We start from the raw sequence: 15,652 nt of genomic DNA, 5'->3' as shown, positions 1-15,652 counted from the left end.
GCATGCACGACTACGACGTCTTGGTGATCGGCTCGGGCTTCGGCGGCAGCGTCTCGGCGCTGCGGCTCACCGAGAAGGGCTACAGGGTCGGCGTGATCGAGGCGGGCCGCCGCTTCGACACCGGCCCCGCGGCGGCCGGGGAGGCGGGGAACCGCCATCCCGGCCTGCCCCGCACCAACTGGCGGATCTCCCGCTACCTGTGGGCGCCCGCGCTCGGGCTGACCGGCCTGCAGCGCATCCACCTGATCCGCGGGGCCAAGGGCAGCCGCGTCATGGTGCTGGCCGGGGCGGGCGTCGGCGGCGGCTCCCTCAACTACGCCAACACCCTCTACGTCCCGCCCGCCTCCTTCTTCCAGGACCGCCAGTGGGCCCACATCACCGACTGGCAGGACGAACTCGCCCCCTACTACGACCAGGCGCAGCGCATGCTGGGCGCCGTCCGCTACCGGACCGTCACCGCCGCCGACAAGGTGATCAAAAAGGTGGCCGAGCGGATGGGCAAGGGCGACACCTTCGTGCAGACGCCCGTCGGCGTCCACTTCGGCGCCGGGCCGGGCGTGCCCAGCGACGACCCGTACTTCGGCGGCGCCGGTCCGCGCCGCCGCGGCTGCACCGAATGCGGCGAGTGCATGGTCGGCTGCCGTCACGGCGCCAAGAACATGCTCACCGAGAACTACCTCTACCTGGCCGAACGCGCCGGGGCCCGGATCATGCCGCTCAGCCGCGCCACCCGGGTCGAGCCGCTGCCCGGCGGCGGCTACGAGGTGGAGATCGTCCGCACCGGCTCGTTCGGCCGCAACCGCAAGATCCTCACCGCCGAGCACGTCATCTTCGCCGCCGGCACCTACGGCACGCAGAAGCTGCTGCACAAGATGAAGGCCACCGGGCGGCTGCCGCGGCTGTCCGACCGGCTCGGCGCGCTGACCCGCACCAACTCCGAGGCCATCCTGGGGGCCGGACGCCGCAACGGCCGTCCCGGGCCCGACTTCTCCAAAGGCGTGGCGATCACCTCGTCGTTCCACCCGGCGCCCGACACCCACATCGAGCCCGTCCGCTACGGCAAGGGCTCCAACCTGCTGGCGCTGCTGCAGACGCTGCTGGTGGACGGCGACCGGCCCGGCGAACCGCACCGGCCGCGCTGGGCCAAGTTCCTGCGCGAGGTGGCCCGCCGCCCGCGGGACCTGGTGCAGCTGTTCGACGTCCGGCACTGGTCGGAGCGCACGGTCATCGCGCTGGTCATGCAGAACCGCGACAACTCCATCACCCTCGTCCCCAAGAAGGGCCCGTTCGGCTGGGACGTGCGGGCCCGCCGCGGCCACGGCGAACCCAACCCGACCTGGATTCCCGCCGGGCACGAGGCCACCCGCCTGATCGCCGAGGAGATCGACGGCCTGCCCGGCGGCGCCTGGGGCGACCTGTTCGACATCCCGCTGACCGCGCACTTCCTCGGCGGCTGCGTGATCGGCGACTCGCCCGAGACCGGAGTGATCGACCCCTACCACCGCGTCTACGGCCATCCGGGCCTGCACGTGGTGGACGGGTCGGCCGTCTCCGCCAACCTGGGCGTCAACCCGTCCCTCACCATCACCGCCCAGGCGGAACGCGCCATGGCGATGTGGCCGAACAAGGGAGCCCCCGACCCGCGCCCCGACCTGGGCGCCCCCTACCGGCGCGTCACCCCGGTGGCGCCGAAGAACCCGGTCGTGCCCGCGCACGCCCCGGCCGCCCTGCGCCTGCCCATAGCCGACGTCAGGTAGCGGACTCGGCGCGGTAGGCGGGCCAGACCTGGCGGATGCGGGCCCCCTGGCCGCGGGTGAACTCCCGCATGCAGGTGTCCCACGAGTAGTTCATGAAGTTGTGGACGGGGTCGGGCCCGTCGCCGGCGCAGGTGTCCTTGCCCGTCGGGCACTGGTAGGAGGGGTCGCGCTCGGGCGGGGTGTCGTCGACGCGGTCGCCCTCGCCGCCGCAGCCGTCCTGGAAGGTGTGGTACAGGCCGAGCCAGTGGCCGGTCTCGTGAACGGCGGTGAACCCCCGGTCGAAGTGGTCGATCGGGCCGCCCGGCATGCTGTCGGGGTTGATCACCACGCCGTCGCGGGCCGGCTCGGACCGGTACTTCCACGGGAAGGTGGACCAGCCCAGCATCTCCCGGCCGGTGTCGGCGCTGTAGAGGTTCAGGGTGCCCGCGCCGCCGCGCCGCAGCAGCTTCTTGTACTTCATCTCGTACGTCTCGGGCTGGGAGTACCAGGCGGCGTTGTCGGTGCGGGTCACCTGCACCAGCTCGAAGCGCACCCCGGTGTCGGCGCCGCCGTACCCGCCCCCGTAGGCGGTGTTCATCGCAGCGATCTGCCGCCGGATCAGCCCGGTCGGCACGTCGCCGCGCGTCCCGTCGTGCAGGACGTGGAAGTAGACCGGCACCTTGATGCGCCCCGGCAGGGCGCGCCGCTCGCCCTCTCGGGCGCTGCGCAGCCGCGAGAACCGGGCGGCGAGGTCGCGTTCCACCGCGCTGACCTCGGCGGGCGTCATCTCGTTGCGCTCCCGCACGCGCGGATCGGCGGTGCGGACGCGGGCCGCGGAGACGCCGCAGTCGCTCGCCGGCGGGCGCGGGGGAGAAGGGGCGGGGGACACGGGGGGTATGGCCGCGGCGGCCAGCGCGGCGACGGCGAGGAGCTTCACACCACTCCTTACGGCGAAGACACGAAGAGAAGTCGGATCGTCACCTACAGGTACCAGTGATCGGGCTTGCGGATGGCGTTATCCGCAAGAACCGGACGCCCGCGCTTATCGGCCGGTCGCGGTGCGCGGGCCGGGGGACGGACGGGGCGGGCATCGGCGCAGGCAGGGGCCTCTAAACTGAAGGGGCCCGCCCCCACCTCATCGCGAAAGGCGCCCTGGTGGCCGCAGACCAGTCCTTTGACACCGTTCTCGTCGTCGACTTCGGCGCGCAGTACGCCCAGCTGATCGCGCGGCGGGTGCGCGAGTGCCATGTCTTCAGCGAGATCGTCCCGTCGACCATGCCCGCGGCGGAGATGCTCGCCCGCAACCCCAAGGCGATCATCCTGTCCGGCGGCCCCGCGTCGGTGTACGAGGCGGGCGCGCCGGTCGCGCCCGACGGCCTGTTCGGCATCGGCGTGCCGACCCTGGGCATCTGCTACGGCCACCAGGTGATGGCGCAGGCGCTCGGCGGAACGGTGGAGAACTCCGACGTCGCCGAGTACGGCGGCGCCACGGTGACCGTCACGCACCCCGGCGTGCTGTTCGAGGGGCTGCCGCACGAGCAGGCCGTCTGGATGTCGCACCGCGACTTCGTCAGCCGCGCCCCCGACGGCTTCACCGTCACCGCCCGCACCGACGTCACGCCGGTGGCGGGCATGGAGGACCGCGAACGCGGCCTGTACGGGGTGCAGTTCCACCCCGAGGTGCTGCACACCGCGCACGGCATGGACGTGCTGCGCCGCTTCCTGTACGAGGCGGCGGGCTGCCGGCCCAACTGGACGATGGCCAACATCGCCGACGAGGCCGTCGAGCAGATCCGCGCGCAGGTCGGCTCCCGGCGCGCACTGTGCGCCCTGTCGGGCGGCGTGGACTCGGCGGTCGCCGCCGCCCTCGTCCAGCGCGCCATCGGCGACCGGCTCACCTGCGTGTTCGTCGACCACGGGCTGCTGCGCAAGGGCGAGGCCGAGCAGGTCGAAAAGGACTTCGTCGCCGCCACCGGGGTGAACCTGCACGTGGTGGACGCCCAGGACCGGTTCCTGGCCGCGCTCGCCGGGGTCGCCGACCCCGAGCAGAAGCGCAAGATCATCGGCCGTGAGTTCATCCGGGTGTTCGAGGAGGCGGCCCGGCAGATCGTCGAGGGCCACGCCGACTCCGACCCGGTCGAGTTCCTCGTGCAGGGCACCCTCTACCCGGACGTGGTGGAGTCGGGCGGCGGCACCGGCGCGGCCAACATCAAGTCGCACCACAACGTCGGCGGCCTGCCCGACGATCTGCGCTTCACCCTGGTCGAGCCGCTGCGCACCCTGTTCAAGGACGAGGTGCGCGCGCTGGGCGAGCAGCTCGACCTGCCCGCCGAGATCGTCTGGCGGCACCCGTTCCCCGGCCCCGGCCTGGCCATCCGCGTGATCGGCGAGGTCACCCGGGAGCGCCTGGACATCCTGCGCGAGGCCGACGCGATCGCCCGCGAGGAGCTGTCCCGGGCGGGGCTCGACCGCGACATCTGGCAGTTCCCCGTGGTGCTGCTCGCCGACGTCCGCTCGGTGGGCGTGCAGGGCGACGGCCGCACGTACGGGCACCCGGTCGTCCTGCGCCCGGTCACCAGCGAGGACGCCATGACCGCCGATTGGGCGCGGCTGCCCTACGACGTCCTGCAGAAGATCTCCACCCGCATCACCAACGAGGTCCGCGAGATCAACCGCGTCACCCTCGACATCACCAGCAAGCCCCCCGGCACCATCGAGTGGGAGTGACCGCTGAGCCCGCATCCGCCGGGACATGCGAAAGGCCCGGGTGTGCGCACCCGGGCCTTTCGCGTCGCCGGACGCCGTGTCAGACGGCGGCGGGGGAGAGGGCGGCCTCGGCGTCCAGGGTGGCGGCGGTCGCGTTCACCACGGCGGCGATGCGCAGCGCCTCCTGGATCAGCTCGCGGGACAGGCCGCTTTCGCGCAGCACCTTCTCGTGCGACTCCAGGCAGCGGCCGCAGCCGTTGATCGCCGACACGGCCAGGCACCACAGCTCGAAGTCGGCCTTCTCCACGCCCGGCTTGCCGATGATCGACATCCGCAGCTTGGCGGGCAGCGTGGCGTAGGTCTCGTCGCCGATCAGGTGGGTGGCGCGGTAGTAGACGTTGTTCATGGCCATGATCGAGGCGGCGCCCTTGGCCGCCTCGAACGCCTCGGCCGACAGGTAGTCGGCCGCCTCCTCGGCCACCTCGGTGATGACCCGGGAGCTGCGGGTGGCCAGGGCGCAGGCCAGCACGGTGCCCCACAGCTGCTGCTCGGTCAGCTGGGAGGTGGACGTCACCGAGCCCAGGTTCAGCTTGGTGTCCTTGGCGTAGGCAGGAAGAGCGTTCTTCAGCGCGTCGATGCTCACAAGGGGTGCCTTTCGATCAAGCGGGCGGCCGGGGCGCGGTGCCGCGTCCCGGCCGCCCGGTGTGGCGTGTCTTCACGCGGGGGGACGCCGCCCCCCGGCCGACGGGGGAGGCGCTCAGACGCCCGCCATCAGCTTCTTGGCGTCCAGGGTCTCCTCGCCCTTGTTCCAGTTGCAGGGGCACAGCTCGTCGGACTGCAGGGCGTCGAGGACCCGCAGGACCTCCTTGACGTTGCGGCCGACCGAGCCCGCGGTGACCATCGCGAACTGGATCTCGTTGTTGGGGTCGACGATGAAGGTGGCGCGCTGCGCCACGCCCTCGTCGGTGAGGATGCCGAGCGCGGTGCACAGCTCGCGCTTGACGTCCGACATCATCGGGAAGGGCAGCTCGCGCAGGTCCGGGTGGTCCTTGCGCCAGGCGAAGTGGACGTACTCGTTGTCCACCGAGGCGCCCAGCACCTGGGCGTCGCGGTCGGCGAACTCCCCGTTCAGCCGGCCGAACTCGGCGATCTCGGTCGGACAGACGAAGGTGAAGTCCTTCGGCCAGAAGAACACCACGCGCCACTTGCCCTCGTACGACTTGTGGTTGATCGTCTCGAAGGCGTTCTCAGGGTCCAGCGAGACGCAGGCGGTCAGCTCGTACTCAGGGAACTGGTCACCGACAGTAAGCACGCATGCTCCTTTGGTTGCGCGGGTCCAGCGCCCCGTGTGAGACGACGGGGCGGGTACTGTGAACGCGCCGCCGAGGCTGGTGCTCACTCGGGGGCGCGTGTCACTTAGCGTGCCCCAGGGGCGCCGGGAAAGAGAAATCAGCCCGCCATGCTGCCGCGATAAGAGTCGCCTATCAATGGACGGAAGCCCTGATAGAAGGACCTTTCAGTGGCTTGGGGTCGACACTGTCCTGGCGAAAGCATGACCGAGATCACACGCGGCCGCCACCGTGTCACCACCGAACCGTAACGCGAAGTTTAGTGGAGAACATACCTGAAACAATCCGGCCATCCCGACGTATAACGTGAAGCCGGACAATAACCCACCATCACCCGAAACCCCGGAATTGACCTCCCTGAGACGGTTACGTGTCGCGGCAGGCTCGGGCGTCTTCGCTGTACCAGCGACGCTCGGCCCTCATTTACTCCCCGAGGCTGTTCCCAGCCACCTCGCGCTCCTTGCCGAGCCGGCCGTTGCGCCACCCGCTCGCCCGCTCCGGGCACGCCAGCGGCCTGAGCTATGCAGCTCAGGCCGTGCTGGATGTTCGTGCTCGTTGTGTCAGTTGAACAGTTCGTCGGCTGAGGAGATCGTGGCGGCTCGGCGGACCCATGTCTCCAGTTGCTGGAGGTCCGTGCATGTGAGGACCCGCTGCCGCTGCTCGTCCGTCACCGTGATGCCGCGGGCCTCCAGGATCAGCAGCACGCTCTTGGCTTCCCCTACGGCTTCCCCCTCGGCGATTCCTTGGGCCTTGCCTTCGGCGATTCCTTGGGCCTTGCCTTCGGCGATCCAGGCTCGGGCGGTTTCGCTGTACCAGCGGGACTCGGTCCTCATCTTCTCCCTCAGGGTCTTTCCGGACGTCTGAGCATGTCGTCGACTGCACCGCGACGACGCCTGCTCGCCCATGCCGGGGACGCCAGCGGCCTGAGCCTCGCGGCTCAGGCCGTGTTGGACGTTTGTGTCTGTCGTGTCAGTTGAACAGTTCGTCGGCTGAGGAGATCGTGGCGGCTCGGCGGACCCATGTCTCCAGTTGCTGGAGGTCCGTGCATGTGAGGACCCGCTGCCGCTGCTCGTCCGTCACCGTGATGCCGCGGGCCTCCAGGATCAGCAGCACGCTCTTGGCTTCCCCTACGGCTTCCCCCTCGGCGATTCCTTGGGCCTTGCCTTCGGCGATCCAGGCTTGGGCGGTTTCGCTGTACCAGCGGGACTCGGTCTTCATCTTCTCCTCCAGCGACTTGCGGACCGCCTCGGGGATCAGCGCGCTCACCCAGTCATGGTAACGGCGGGCGACCGCTCGGTCCTTTTCCGCGATCTTGTCGTGTGCGTGGACGATGGCGTCCAGGGTGTCGTCGGGGCCGGCGTGGAACATCGCCGACAGCACGCCCATGGCCGGTTCGGCGGCGATGGCGTCGGGGTCGGTCATCACCGGGACGTGTTCGGGGCGCAGCACCAGGGGGGTGAGGTCGTATCCGGGGTGGCCGGTCTCGATGGTGGCCGCGCATGCCCGGGCGACCGCGGGTTGGGGGGCGATCACCAGGAGGGTGGCGGGGCATTCGTGGCGGGCGCGGAGTGTGGCCAGGTACAGCGGCCAGGTGTACTGCTTGTCGTGGAGTCTGTCGTTGCGCTGCACCTCGACGACCACGCCCCAGGGGCCGTCCTGGGTTTTGAGCAGGACGGCGGCGTCGGCCATGTATTCGCTGGTCTTGTGGTCGGTGCATGATTCGGAGACCTCCGAGGCGTCGTGGATCTCGGAGATCTTTATTCCCATTTCGGTCAGGAGGTGTCCGGCGATCCGGGGGGACCATCGGAACAGCTCGGCCGGTATGTCGTGGGCCTGACTTGGCATGCCTGGGACACTATACGCATTCATCTGGCTACTCAGAGCAAACCGCGGTATGCGGTAGAAGATGCGTTTTGTCCACCCAGCGCAGGTCAAAGGTTCCACACCATGGTGCGCTGATGGACGCGGCGCCCCCGGTAACGCAGACCCAACCGATCGACAGGGCCCATGAACGTCGTGGATCAGGCCGACGGTGGCGTGTGTTCGCGCCGGTGGGCCACTTGCGGCTCGGCGGGATGGAGCACCGCTCCGGGGCCGGTTCCGCGGGGTGTGTCGGCGCTGCCGCAGCTTTGCGGGCGTCAGGGGTTCCCTACGCCGTTGGTCACGTGAATCCGATGTCCTCGGTGGTGTGTCGGCGACTCCAGGTGCCGGTCCGGCCCGCCCTTGGAGAGCGTCTCGGGGGGCCAGGCTCGCGGCGCAGCGGCACCAACCGTTCACGGGTCACCGCTGCTCTTCGGCTTCGCCGCCAACCGACACCGGCATTTGGCGCCGTCTCCTGTCCACTAGCTCCGATCGGCGCTCACAACCGGGATCGCAATGGACGGTCCAACCCTACAAAGCGGAATACATGTCCACTATATGAAAATAAATGTAGATTCATCTGAGTGCATTGACGGCGATGGCTCCACGGCGGAACTCCTCGGATACGCCTCCGTGCCGGGACGCGCTGCGCAACGACGCGATCGTCATCAACGCGGCCCGCGAGGTCTTCGCCGAGCAGGGACCGCAGGCGAGCATGGAGTCCATCGCGGCCCGTGCCGCCCTGGGCGTCGGCACGATCTACCGGCGGTTCGCGAGCAAGGACGCTTTCCTCGACGCCATAGCGCGACTTCTCACCGAGGAGATCGACCAAGCCGCCGCGGCCGCGCTCGCGGACTCGGACCCCGGCGCCGGGCTCGAACGGTTCCTCGATTTCGTGTTCGCCTTCAACGCGGAGAAGCGCCGTTACGCGGCCGCACTGGCCGATCGGGTTTCCAGCGACGAGGTGGACGCGACGGCGGACAGAATCCGGCGGCTCACCCTGAACTCGCCGTCGGCTACCTCGCGCCGGACGTGACCGGTGAGGACATCAAAGCGCTCATCATCGCCATACGAGGAGTGGTCGCGGCCTCGCCGGACGGAGACGAAGCCGCATGGCGCCGCTTCATCCGCATTCATCTCGCCGGGCTTCGCGCCGATCGATGACACGGCCCGGCCGAGCTCACGGGCGCCGGACCTCGACGGCGGCGGTGGCCTGACCCGGGCAGGGCGGCGAGGGCCCCTCTGAAGCGGAGGGGGCGATGGAGAAGGGGACGCGGCCGGAAAAGTCTCAAGACCGATGCCGGATCACCGGAGGGAGCCGCGAGCCGGGGGCCTGAGAGGACCTCCCATGGCGACGCACGGTCGTCCTAGCGTCGGAGGCATGGACATCGCCACGCGTTCCGTATTCATGGTCGGTGGGAGTTCGGGGATCGGCCTGGAACTGGCGCGCCGGTTCCGTGCGGCGGGCAGCACCGTGGTCGTCGGCGGCCGTAACACCGAGGTGCTGGCCCAGCTCGCCGCCGAGGGGCTCGGCGCGGTCGAGATCGACGTCACCGACGCCGATTCGGTGGCCCGAGCCCGCGACGACGTGTTGAAGGAGCATCCCGAACTCGACACCGTCGTCACGATGGCGGGGACCACGGCGCCGGAGGATTTGCGGGACCCGGCGCACTTCGCCACCGCCCAGAACATCATCGACGTCAATCTGCTCGGCACCATCCGCGTCATCGACGCCTTCACTCCGCATCTGCTCGCCCGCGGCGCCGGCACGATCATCACGGTCAGCTCCGGAATCGCCTTCCTCCCGTTCCCGCTGATGCCGACGTACGGCGCGTCGAAAGCGGCGGTGCACGCCTACAGCGAGGCCCTGCGCGCACAGCTCGCGGGCACCGGCGTCGAGGTCGCCGAACTGGTGCCGCCGGCGGTCGCGACGAGCATCGGGAGCGGCAACCCGAACGCGCTCCCCGTGGACGCCTACGGGGCGGAGGTCATGGAACTGCTCGCGCAGGACCCCACGCCCCGCGAGATCCTCGTGCAGCGCGTTCTCACGCACCGATGGGCCGAGCGCGACGGCACCTACGATGAGCTCGTTGCGCAGCGTTCGCAGGCCCTCGCCACGCTGCCCGGCCGCACTCGAGACTGAGGTGCCCAGATGCCCGAGGAAGCACAGAGGAACCGGCTCGGCGCCTACCTGAAGGCGCGGCGGGCCCTGGTTTCTCCGGAGCAGGCGGGCATCCCGGCAGGCGGACGGCGCCGTGTGCCCGGCCTGCGTCGCGAGGAGGTCGCGATGCTGGCCGGCATCAGCGCCGATTACTACCTGCGCCTCGAACGCGGCCGGGACACCCATCCCTCGCCCCAGGTGCTCGACGCGCTGGCGCGGGTGCTGCGGCTCGACGAGACCGAGCGCGGCTACCTGTTCGATCTCGCCGCGCCCCCGACGCGGACGCGGAGGCGCCGCCCGCCGCCGGAACGGGTCCCCGCGCGGCTGCACCACCTGCTGGCCGCGGTCGGCGTGCCAGCGTTCGTCGAGGGACGCACTTTCGACGTCCTGGCCGCCAACGAGCTCGCGACCGCGCTCTCGCCGCGGCTGCGGCCGGGGCAGAACCGGTTGCGTTCGCTGCTGTTGGCCCCCGAGGAGCAGGCGTTCCAGAAGGACTGGGCCACCTCGGCGGCCGAACTCGTCGCCGCGTTCCGCGAGCAGGCCGGAGCCCATGCCGACGACCCCCGCTTCGTGGAGCTCGTCGGCGAGCTGTCGCTGGCCAGCGGGCGCTTCCGGGAGCTGTGGTCGCGCCATGACGTGCGGAGGCTCGAAGGCGGCACGACGACCGTGGTGCACCCGATCGTCGGCGAGCTGCGGCTGCATCGCGACAAGCTCCCCGTCGAGGGGCTCCTCCTTGTGCTCTACTACGCCGACGCGGGCAGCGAGAGCGCGGACAAACTCGCCCTCCTCGCCTCTCTCGCCGGCTCGAAGGACGGCGGCTGACGTCCTTTCGGCTCGACCGCACTGCCGGCGATCGTGACGGCGTCCGTGAGTCCGGGCTGTCCTTTTCTGCCGTGAGGATCGCCGCTCCTTATTGCCGTGATAACTGATTGCTTTCACTCGGCGCAGGTTTCGGGCAGCGGTACTGCTGTTTCCTGAGGGCCCGAATGTGACAGAGGTCACGCAGGGTGACGGGTAAGCTCATACCGTCCCCTCTCTCGTGACCCCACAGGAGACCACCATCAGCAGGCCGACGATCGCCCAGCTCAGGGCGTTTCTGGCGCTCGCCGAGCACCTGCACTTCCGGGATGCGGCGGCGGCTCTGCGGATGAGCCAGCCCGCGCTTTCCGGGGCCGTGGCGGCGCTGGAGGACACTCTCCGTACACGGCTTGTGGAGCGCACCACGCGCCGGGTGCTGCTGACCCCGGCCGGCGAGCGGGTGGCGCGCCGGGCCGAGCTGGTGCTGGCCGAGCTCGACCGGCTCGTGGAGGAGGTGCACGCGGTCCGAGGCCCCCTGGTCGGGCCGCTGCGCGTCGGCGTGATCCCCACCGTCGCGCCCTACCTGCTGCCCGTGGTGCTGCCCAGGCTGTCCGAAGAGTTCCCCGAGCTGGAACTGTCGGTGCGCGAGGAGCAGACCGACCACATCGTCGCCGAACTGGTGGCCGGACGCCTGGACGTGGTGCTGCTCGCGCTACCCGCACCCGTCCAGGGCCTGGTGGAGCTTCCGCTCTACGACGAGGACTTCGTGCTGGTCGCGCCCGCGTCCCGGCCGGTGCCCGGCGAGGACCCGCTGCCGACCGACGCGCTCAAGGATCTCGACGTGATCCTGCTGAACGAGGGGCACTGCCTGCGTGACCAGGCGCTCGACGTGTGCCGTGAGGTCGGCGCACGGGCCGCCGCCGCGACCTACGCGACGAGCCTGGCCACGCTGGTGCAGCTGGTGTCAGGCGGACTGGGGGTGACGCTCGTCCCCGAGACGGCGCTGCCCGTGGAGACGCGCCGCGCGCCCGGCCTCAACCTGTACCGGTTCGCCGAGCCCGCCCCCTATCGGCGGATCGGGCTGGCCTACCGCGCCACGTCCCCGCGCGGCGACGAGTTCGAGGTGCTCGCCCGTACCCTGCGCACCGCTGTCACTGAGGCGGGCACGGCCGTCCGCGTCCACCCCGACGGCCCGGACGAGACACTTCGCGGCCGGGCGACACCGAGCCGCGCTGCCGGCTGACGCCAACCCGGCGGGGCTGCTCGGCCCTGCCCGGCTGCGAGGCGGTGTTGTGGGCGCGGCTCGGCGGGTTGGGTTTGGGGCGGGTCAAGTCTGTGTCAGGCGACGGTTCGGGCATCGCGATACCGGCGTTATCGGCTACTCGGCGCGTTCATGCTGGTTGGCATGGCGACGTGCGCGCCCTCGGCTTTGCCGGGACGGGTTCAGCCGGTCGCCGTCCGAGTCCTCGACACGCCCGGTCATTCTCCGTACAGCACGGGAGAGCGCAATTGGCTCCGACGATCAGCCTTGTGGTGCCCATCTACAACGTCGCGCCGTACCTGGACGCCTGCCTGCGGTCGCTGGCCGCGCAGACGTACCGCGACCTGGAGGTCGTCGTGGTCGACGACGGGTCGACCGACGACGGCGGGCGCATCGCCGCCAAATTCGCCGCCGTCGACTCCCGGTTCCGCCTGCTCACCCAGGACAACAAGGGGCTGGGGGCGGCGCGCAACGCCGGGCTGGCCGCGGCGCGGGGCGAGTTCCTGGGGTTCGTCGACGGCGACGACATGCTCCCCCCGTACGCGCTGGAGTACCTGCTGGCGAGCCTGACCGAGTCCGGGTCGGACTTCGCCGCCGGAAACGTGCGCCGCTTCGACGCCGACGGCGTGCGCCAGTCGCCGATGCACCGCCGCGCGTTCCGCCACACCGTCCAGCGGACGCACGTCACCCGGCACGAGGAACTGCTCGTGGACCGGCTGGTCACCAACAAGCTGTGGCGCCGCTCGTTCTGGGACGCCCAGGGCCTGGAGTTCCCCGAGGGCGTGCTGCACGAGGACATTCTCATCGCGGTCAGCGCGCACTACCTGGCCGGGGCGGTGGACGTCCTGGAGGGCCCCGTCTACCTGTGGCGCATCCGTCCCGGCGAGGACCGCTCCATCACCCAGAAGCGCACCGAGGGCGACGCGCTGGAGCACCGCGTGCAGGCGGTGCGGGCGGTCGGGCGGTTCCTGCTCGACCGGGGGCTGCCGGAGCAGAAGCGCCGCTGGGACCGCGTCGTCCTGGCCGACGACCTGCGCCTCTTCCTGCAGGTGCTGGACGAGGGCGGCGACGCCTACCGGCAGCGGTTCCTCGACCTGGCCGGGGCCTACCTGCGCGACTGCGACCCGGAGATCGTCGGCGGGCTGCGGGCGTTCGAGCGGCTCAAGTGGCATCTGGTGGAGCGCCGCATGCTGCCGGAGTTGCTGGAGGTGCTGACCTTCGAGAAGAGCCGCGAGATGGCCGAGGCCGGGGTGGTGCGGCGCGGCGTCCGCTTCTACGGCGACTACCCGTTCCTCAACGACCCCCGGGTGGGGGTGCCCGACCACGTCTACCGGCTGGACGAGGAGCTGCGGGTACGGCAGAAGGTCGAGTCGGTGAGCTGGAACGGCGACCGGCTCGTCATCGAGGGCCGGGCCAGGCTGCGGTGGCTGCCGCCCCGCAAGCGCTGGCAGCAGCAGCTGCTGGCCTGGCTGGTGTCGCAGGACACCGGGCAGCGCCTGCCGCTGCGGCTGACCACCATCGACCGGGCCGGGGACGACGACGGGTCGGACTGGAGCGGCTACCGCATCACCGTCGACCCGGCGAAGGTGCTGGACAAGGGCGGGTCGTGGCGCGTCGAACTGTGGATGCACAACCGCGGGATCTTCCGGCGGGAGGAGCTCGGCACGCCGTCGGCGGCGGCCCGGTGGCTGGAGCCGCACCGCGTGGGCGGGGTGTGGGTGCGGCCCGAGTGGGTCAAGGGCGGCAAACTCGTCCTGCGCACCGGCGACGACGCCGTCATCGCGAGTGACATGCGGCTGGCCGACGGTGTCCTGGAGCTGACCTGCGAGGCGCCCACCGCCCTGCTGTGGGGCAGCCACCTGCTCGCCACCCGGTGGCCGGGCTGCGCCCCGCGTCGCTACCCGCTCACCCGCCACCGGGACGGGACGGGCTTCACCGCGCGGCTGCCGATGCGCGACTTCGCGGCGCCCGTCGCCTCGCCGCCCGGGTTCCCGGCGGGCAGCCCCGAGGCGATGGCGTTCGGCGACACCACGCAGTGGAGCGTCGAGCTGGTCGGCTCCGACGGCACCCGCACCCCGGTGATCCTGCCGGAGGTGTCGCGGCTGCTGCGGCACGACACGGCGGGCGACCGGGAGATCGCGGCCGTCCGGTCCAAGACCGGGCATCTGGAGATCCACGAACGGGCCGTCCGCCCGGTCATGGACGTGCTGGAGTGGGAGGCGGACGGGCCGCTGCGCATCGCCGGGGACCTGCCCGCCCGCTCCGAACTGCCCACCGCCCTGGTCCTGCGCGCCGGGGGACGCGTCGAGGAGCGGGTGTTCCCGCTGACCCACGACGCCGGCAGGTTCGAGGCCGAGTTCGACCCGTGGCGGGTGGAGTCCCTGGCCGGGACGCTGCCGCTGCCCAAGGGCCGTTACCAGCTGTACGTGCGGCTCGACCACGACGGCGGCACTCGCGACGCGCCCGTCCAGGTCGGCAACGGGCTGCGTTCGCTGCTGCCGATGACGCGCACGCGCGACGGCCGCGACCTGCACCTGGACGCGAGCCGGGAGCTGACGCCCGTCCTGCGCGTCGACGGCGACCTGCCCCCCGAGGAACGCAGCCGCAAGGGGCAGCGCCTGCTCACCGAACGCGTCTACCCGGAACTGTGCGAGCAGCCGATCCGGCAGCAGGTGTTCTTCGAGAGCTACTACGGGCGCCAGTACTCCTGCAGCCCCCGGGCGATCCTGGAGGAGCTGCGGCGCCGCGAGTGCGACTTGGAGTTCCTCTGGAGCGTCCGGGACGGGCAGGTGGAGCTGCCCGAGGGTGTCACGCCGGTGCGCCGGGGCGGCCGCGACTACGTCGAGGCCCTCGCGCGCTCGGCGTACATCGTCACCAACAGCCACGTGCCGACGTGGTTCCGCCGCCGCCCCGGCCAGAAGGTCCTGCAGACCTGGCACGGCGCCACGCTCAAGCGCATCGGGTTCGACATCGAGAGGGTGCGGTTCGCGACCCGCGACTACCACGAGCGGCTGGCGCTCGAGGTGGAGCAGTGGGACTACCTGGTGTCGCCGAGCCCGTGGTGCACGCCGATCCTGCGGCGCGCGTTCCGCTACGAGGGCGAGGTGCTGGAGACCGGCTACCCCCGCAACGACCTGTTCCACGCCGACGGCCGCGAGGAGATCGCCGCCGCGGTCCGCCGCCGGATCGGCGTGCCGGAGGGCCGCAAGGTGGTCCTGTACGCGCCGACCTGGCGGGACGACCGGTACTACTCGCGCGGCCGCTACAAGCTGGAGCTCAAGCTCGACCTGCACCGCATGCACGAGGAGCTGGGGGACGAGTACGTCGTGCTCGTCCGCCGCCACCCCAACATCGTCGACCGGGTGCCCGAGGTGGGCCGCGACTTCGTGTTCGACGTGTCGGTGTACCCGGAGATGCAGGAGCTACTGCTGATCACCGACGTGCTCGTCACCGACTACTCGTCGGTCATGTTCGACTTCGCCATCACCGGACGGCCCATGCTGTTCTTCACCTACGACCTGGAGAGCTACCGCGACGAGCTGCGCGGCTTCTACTTCGACTTCGAGGCGGACGCGCCGGGCCCGCTGCTGCGCACCGGCGAGGAGGTGATCGCGGCGCTGCGCGACCTCGACCGCGTCGTCGCCGAGCACGCCGACGCCTACCGGTCGTTCGCCGACCGGCACTGCCCCCTCGACGACGGCAAGGCCACCGCCCGCGTCGTGGACCGCGTCTTCGGCTGATGTGGTGACCGCCGGGCGCCCGGGAGGACTCCTCCCGGGCG

Annotated in this window: 13 protein-coding genes; 8 read left to right on the top strand and 5 right to left on the bottom strand. The window is 70.9% G+C overall.

Features of this window, described 5'->3' with window-relative positions:
- The first annotated feature begins 2 nt into the window (after positions 1-2).
- Positions 3-1,757: a GMC oxidoreductase gene (locus QSK22_RS12235; protein ID WP_285494216.1), complete on the top strand. Its 1,755-nt coding sequence runs from the start codon at positions 3-5 to the stop codon at positions 1,755-1,757.
- On the opposite strand, the gene QSK22_RS12230 is transcribed toward QSK22_RS12235, so the two are convergent.
- Positions 1,750-2,673, bottom strand: a complete 924-nt coding sequence (locus tag QSK22_RS12230) for a zinc metalloprotease (RefSeq protein ID WP_285494215.1) — start codon at positions 2,671-2,673, stop codon at positions 1,750-1,752. The genes QSK22_RS12235 and QSK22_RS12230 overlap by 8 nt on opposite strands.
- A gap of 218 nt (positions 2,674-2,891) precedes the next feature.
- Between QSK22_RS12230 and guaA the strand changes: the two genes are divergently transcribed.
- A complete protein-coding gene (guaA, locus tag QSK22_RS12225) occupies positions 2,892-4,463 on the top strand; it encodes a glutamine-hydrolyzing GMP synthase (protein WP_285494214.1) in 1,572 nt (523 codons plus the stop codon).
- A 79-nt stretch (positions 4,464-4,542) separates the two neighbouring features.
- Here guaA and ahpD read toward each other — a convergent pair whose 3' ends face one another.
- The 4 genes from ahpD to QSK22_RS12205 all read right to left on the bottom strand — a co-directional run bounded on the left by ahpD (position 4,543) and on the right by QSK22_RS12205 (position 7,558).
- Positions 4,543-5,085, bottom strand: a complete 543-nt coding sequence (gene ahpD / locus QSK22_RS12220) for an alkylhydroperoxidase, AhpD family (RefSeq protein ID WP_285494213.1) — start codon at positions 5,083-5,085, stop codon at positions 4,543-4,545.
- 114 nt (positions 5,086-5,199) lie between these two features.
- Positions 5,200-5,754: a peroxiredoxin gene (locus QSK22_RS12215; RefSeq protein WP_285494212.1), complete on the bottom strand. Its 555-nt coding sequence runs from the start codon at positions 5,752-5,754 to the stop codon at positions 5,200-5,202.
- A gap of 597 nt (positions 5,755-6,351) precedes the next feature.
- Positions 6,352-6,624 (bottom strand): RpnC/YadD family protein, encoded by a 273-nt coding sequence (locus QSK22_RS12210; protein WP_285494211.1) that lies wholly within the window; start codon positions 6,622-6,624, stop codon positions 6,352-6,354.
- 136 nt (positions 6,625-6,760) lie between these two features.
- A complete protein-coding gene (locus QSK22_RS12205; RefSeq protein ID WP_285494210.1) occupies positions 6,761-7,558 on the bottom strand; it encodes an RpnC/YadD family protein in 798 nt (265 codons plus the stop codon).
- A gap of 691 nt (positions 7,559-8,249) precedes the next feature.
- On the opposite strand from QSK22_RS12205, the gene QSK22_RS12200 reads away from it, so the two are divergent.
- The 6 genes from QSK22_RS12200 (at position 8,250) to QSK22_RS12175 (ending at position 15,611) form a co-directional block, all read left to right on the top strand.
- Positions 8,250-8,687, top strand: a complete 438-nt coding sequence (locus QSK22_RS12200; RefSeq protein WP_285494357.1) for a TetR/AcrR family transcriptional regulator — start codon at positions 8,250-8,252, stop codon at positions 8,685-8,687.
- The gene (locus QSK22_RS12195) at positions 8,684-8,815 is read left to right on the top strand and encodes a hypothetical protein (RefSeq protein ID WP_285494209.1); all 132 of its coding nucleotides are present in this window, start codon (positions 8,684-8,686) and stop codon (positions 8,813-8,815) included. The genes QSK22_RS12200 and QSK22_RS12195 overlap by 4 nt, the downstream gene beginning before the upstream one ends.
- Before the next feature lie 217 nt (positions 8,816-9,032).
- Positions 9,033-9,794, top strand: coding sequence for an SDR family oxidoreductase (locus QSK22_RS12190; protein WP_285494208.1), 762 nt, complete (start codon positions 9,033-9,035; stop codon positions 9,792-9,794).
- Positions 9,795-9,803: 9 nt separating this feature from the next.
- Entirely contained in the window at positions 9,804-10,634 is an 831-nt protein-coding gene (locus QSK22_RS12185) for a helix-turn-helix transcriptional regulator (protein WP_285494207.1), read from the top strand.
- Positions 10,635-10,851: 217 nt separating this feature from the next.
- Positions 10,852-11,853 (top strand): LysR substrate-binding domain-containing protein, encoded by a 1,002-nt coding sequence (locus QSK22_RS12180; protein ID WP_285494206.1) that lies wholly within the window; start codon positions 10,852-10,854, stop codon positions 11,851-11,853.
- Between the two features lie 44 nt (positions 11,854-11,897).
- Positions 11,898-15,611: a bifunctional glycosyltransferase/CDP-glycerol:glycerophosphate glycerophosphotransferase gene (locus QSK22_RS12175; RefSeq protein ID WP_502872300.1), complete on the top strand. Its 3,714-nt coding sequence runs from the start codon at positions 11,898-11,900 to the stop codon at positions 15,609-15,611.
- Positions 15,612-15,652 lie beyond the last annotated feature (41 nt).

The sequence above is a fragment of the Actinomadura sp. NBRC 104425 genome (assembly GCF_030269545.1).
Lineage (GTDB): Bacteria > Actinomycetota > Actinomycetes > Streptosporangiales > Streptosporangiaceae > Spirillospora > Spirillospora keratinilytica.
The sequence above is the reverse complement of the archived record's forward strand: the minus strand, read 5'-3'. Positions and strand labels throughout refer to the sequence as shown.

Excerpts from the sequence above, each read along its gene's own strand:
- QSK22_RS12200 (WP_285494357.1), top strand. The coding sequence starts at position 8,250 with ATGGCTCCACGGCGGAACTCCTCGGATACGCCTCCGTGCCGGGACGCG.
- QSK22_RS12205 (WP_285494210.1), bottom strand. The coding sequence starts at position 7,558 with ATGGGAATAAAGATCTCCGAGATCCACGACGCCTCGGAGGTCTCCGAA.
- QSK22_RS12210 (WP_285494211.1), bottom strand. The coding sequence starts at position 6,624 with ATGAGGACCGAGTCCCGCTGGTACAGCGAAACCGCCCGAGCCTGGATC.
- QSK22_RS12185 (WP_285494207.1), top strand. The coding sequence starts at position 9,804 with ATGCCCGAGGAAGCACAGAGGAACCGGCTCGGCGCCTACCTGAAGGCG.
- QSK22_RS12235 (WP_285494216.1), top strand. The coding sequence starts at position 3 with ATGCACGACTACGACGTCTTGGTGATCGGCTCGGGCTTCGGCGGCAGC.
- QSK22_RS12190 (WP_285494208.1), top strand. The coding sequence starts at position 9,033 with ATGGACATCGCCACGCGTTCCGTATTCATGGTCGGTGGGAGTTCGGGG.